Here is a 3,447-nt window from a genome sequence, read left to right on the forward strand (position 1 = left end):
GTGCGGGAATGGATTCTGCTGCGGGCGCAGGAGGATGGCGCTTAAGCGCTGTTCGTCCTACCCCCTTGTGAATTCTCCAACTCAAAAATTGACACGCCAATGGCTTCGTTTTTTTAGGTCTTATTGGCTGGTTTTCGGCCGTTTGCCGGGGCTCAAGCCCTTCCGGGATTTTTGCATCGCCTCTAACATCTTCCACGCAAGGGGAATGTAACGGGCGGAAAGCCCAAACCGGAGAATCACAATGACGATTTTCAAGAGCAACGGTGACCGCGTCCCGGCCGTCATCGAAAGCTACGCAGACGAAGTCAGGAAGGGCGGCATGGATCGCCGCGAGTTTCTTGCCATGGCGAGCGCGATGGGCGCTTCCACGGCGTTCGCCTATTCAATGATCGGCTCGTCGCCTGCGCAGGCCGCCGCACTGGAGCCGGGCAAGAAGGGCGGCATCCTGAAGATGCAGATGATCATCAAGGAAATGAAGGATCCGCGCTCCTGGGACTGGTCCGAGATCGCCAATGTCATGCGCCAGTGCAACGACTACATGATCCGCTACACCACCGACTTCACCTTCGAGGGCCACCTGGTCGAAAGCTGGGAGGTGAGCGACGACGCTGTCGAATATACGCTGCATCTGCGCAAGGGCGTGAAGTGGTCGAATGGCGACGACTTCAACGCCGACGACATCGTCCACAACATCGAGCGCTGGTGCGACAAGGCGGCCGAAGGCAATTCGATGGCCGGGCGCATGAACTCCCTCATCGATCCCGCCACCAAGAAAGCGGCAGCCGGCGCCATCACCAAGGTCGACGACCACACGGTGAAGCTGAAATGCCAACAGTCCGACGTCACGATCATTCCGGGCTTTGCCGATTATCCGGCGATCATCGTCCATCGCGACTTCGACAAGGACGGCGGCGACATGCTCAAGACGCCCGGCACCGGCCCCTATGAGCTGATCTCATACAAGGTCGGCGAATCGGCCGCGGTGCGGCGACGCAAGGACTTCACCTGGTTTGGGGGCGACCCCTATCTCGATGGCGTCGACTGGACCGACTACGGATCGGACGCGTCCAACCCCGCCATCGCCAGCGCCTTCGAGGCCGGTGAGATCGATTGCAACTACCAGACGGTGGGCGGCACGGTCGACCTCTATGACAGCATGGGCCTGGTCAAGGAGCCGGTCGTCACGGCCGGAACCATCGTGCTGCGCACCAATGTGACCAACAAACCTTATGACGACAAGCGGGTGCGCAACGCCATCCAGCTCGTGGTCGACAATGAGACGGTGCTGAAGCTCGGCTATAGCGGCCTTGGACAGGTCGCCGAAAACCACCATGTCTGCCCGATCCATCCGGAATATTACGCTTTGCCGAAAGTTCCACGCGATCTCGCCAAGGCCAAGGCGCTGATGGCCGAGGCCGGCCAGACGGATCACGAGTTCGAGCTGATCTCCTACGATGCGGACTATGTGAAGGACCCCGCCGACGTCGTCGCCGCGCAGATGCGCGAGGCCGGCTTCAAGGTCAAGCGAACCATCATTCCAGGTTCGTCGTTCTGGAACGACTGGACGAAATATCCGTGGTCGACCACCGATTGGGGCATGCGGCCGCTCGGCGTCCAGGTGCTGGCGATCGCCTATCGCAGCGGCGAGGCCTGGAACGAGTCCGGCTACGCCAACCCGGAATTCGACAAGAAGCTCAACGCGGCGCTCGCCATGGCGGATGTCGACAAGCGCAAGGAACTGATGAAGGACGTCGAATTCATCCTGCAGGACTCCGGCATCCTCGTCCAGGCGTTCTGGCGCTCGCTTTACCGGCACCATGCGACCTATGTGAAGAACCTCGGCATGCATCAGACATTCGAACTGCAGCTGGATAAGGTCTGGCTCGACAAGGCCTAGGCCGGGCCGGTCACGGCAAAAAAAGCCAGGGGCGCATGTTGCGCCCCTGGGGGGTCACTGGGCGACTCTGATTGACCAGCCAGCCAAACAGATCTCCAAGGCGCTTCTCGAAAGCGCAAAGAAGAAAAGTCGCCGAACCAAGGGAAGAAACATGCGTACTCATGCACAAGCCGTCGTCATCGGCGGTGGTCTGATTGGCTGCTCGATCCTCTATCATCTTGCCAAGTTCGGCTGGACGGATGTCGTCCTTCTGGAGCGCAGCGAACTGACCTCCGGCTCCACCTGGCACGCGGCGGCCAACATCCACGGCCTGCATGATTCCACCAACATCAGCCGCCTCCAGCACTACACCATGGCGCTCTACAAGGAACTGGAAGCCGAGACCGGCCAGGGCTGCGGCATCTTTCAGCCGGGCTCGCTCTATCTGGCCCAGACCGAGGCGCGCGAGCATCAGCTGAGGCTCCAGGAAGCCAAGGCGCGGCGCTACAAGATGAATTTCTACGAAGTCGCGCGCGACGAGGCGGAGCGGCTGCATCCGCTGGTCGACTTCGACGGCATACGCTGCATCATGTACGAGCCGGAAGGCGGCAATGTCGACCCGTCCGGCGTCACCGCCGCCTACGCCGCCGGCGCGCGTCAGCGCGGTGCCGAGATCCATCGCTTCAAGCCGGTCACCGCCACCGAGGCGCAACCCGACGGCAGCTGGATCGTGCGCACGCCGAAGGGCGACATCCACACACAATGGGTGGTAAACGCCGCCGGCCTGTGGGGCAGGGAGGTCGCCGCGATGGCTGGCCTGCAACTGCCTTTGATCCCGACCGAGCACCAGTATTTCGTCACCGAGACCATCCCGGAAATTGCGGCCATGGGCCGCCGGCTGCCTTCGGTCGCCGATCGCGATGGCGAGTACTATCTGCGCCAGGAAGGCCTGGGGCTGCTCATCGGCGCCTATGAGCGCAAGATGAAGTTCTGGGCTGAGGACGGCACGCCGCTGGATTTCGGCCATGAACTGTTTCCCGACGATCTCGACCGTATCGAAGAGAACATGCTGCGCGCGATCGCGCGCGTCCCGGCCGTCGGCACCGCCGGCGTCAAAAAGGTGATCAACGGACCGATGATCTGGTCGCCGGACAGTGCCGTGCTGTTCGGACCGGTGCCCGAACTGAGCAACTATTTCTGTTGCAACGGCATAATTCCCGGCTTCTCGCAGTCGGGCGGCATGGGGAAGCTGGCGGCCGAGTGGATGATCGAGGGTGAACCTTCGCTCGACATGTTCGCCTGGGACATGGCGCGCTTCGGCCACTGGGCCGGCAAGGCCTTCACCAAGGCCCGCGTCCAGGATCAGTACAGCCATCGCTTCAAGATCCACTTCCCCAACGAGGAACGCGCCGCCGGGCGGCCGGTGCGGACCCGGCCTGCCTACGACATGCAAAAGGGAATGAACGCTGTTTTCGGTCTCAATTTCGGTTGGGAGCACCCGCTGTGGTACGCCGCCGAGGGCGAGCCGCGCGAGGAGACGATCGGCTTCACGCGCCAGAACTGGTGGGGAC

At 61.9% G+C, this 3,447-nt stretch carries 2 protein-coding genes; both read left to right on the forward strand.

The genetic code is table 11. The features are described from left to right. Nucleotides 1-241: 241 nt before the first annotated feature. Nucleotides 242-1,897: an ABC transporter substrate-binding protein gene (locus tag EN906_RS27455; RefSeq protein ID WP_127269656.1), complete on the forward strand. Its 1,656-nt coding sequence runs from the start codon at nt 242-244 to the stop codon at nt 1,895-1,897. A 151-nt stretch (nt 1,898-2,048) separates the two neighbouring features. Then, nucleotides 2,049-3,447 (forward strand): FAD-dependent oxidoreductase (locus tag EN906_RS27460; protein ID WP_127375507.1); only part of this gene is annotated, 1,399 nt, incomplete at its 3' end.

Source organism: Mesorhizobium sp. M7A.F.Ca.CA.004.06.1.1, assembly GCF_003999135.1.
Classification (GTDB): Bacteria; Pseudomonadota; Alphaproteobacteria; order Rhizobiales; family Rhizobiaceae; genus Mesorhizobium.

What these genes read in the sequence shown, in the direction of transcription:
- EN906_RS27455 (WP_127269656.1), top strand. Translation starts at nt 242, where the DNA reads ATGACGATTTTCAAGAGCAACGGTGACCGCGTCCCGGCCGTCATCGAA.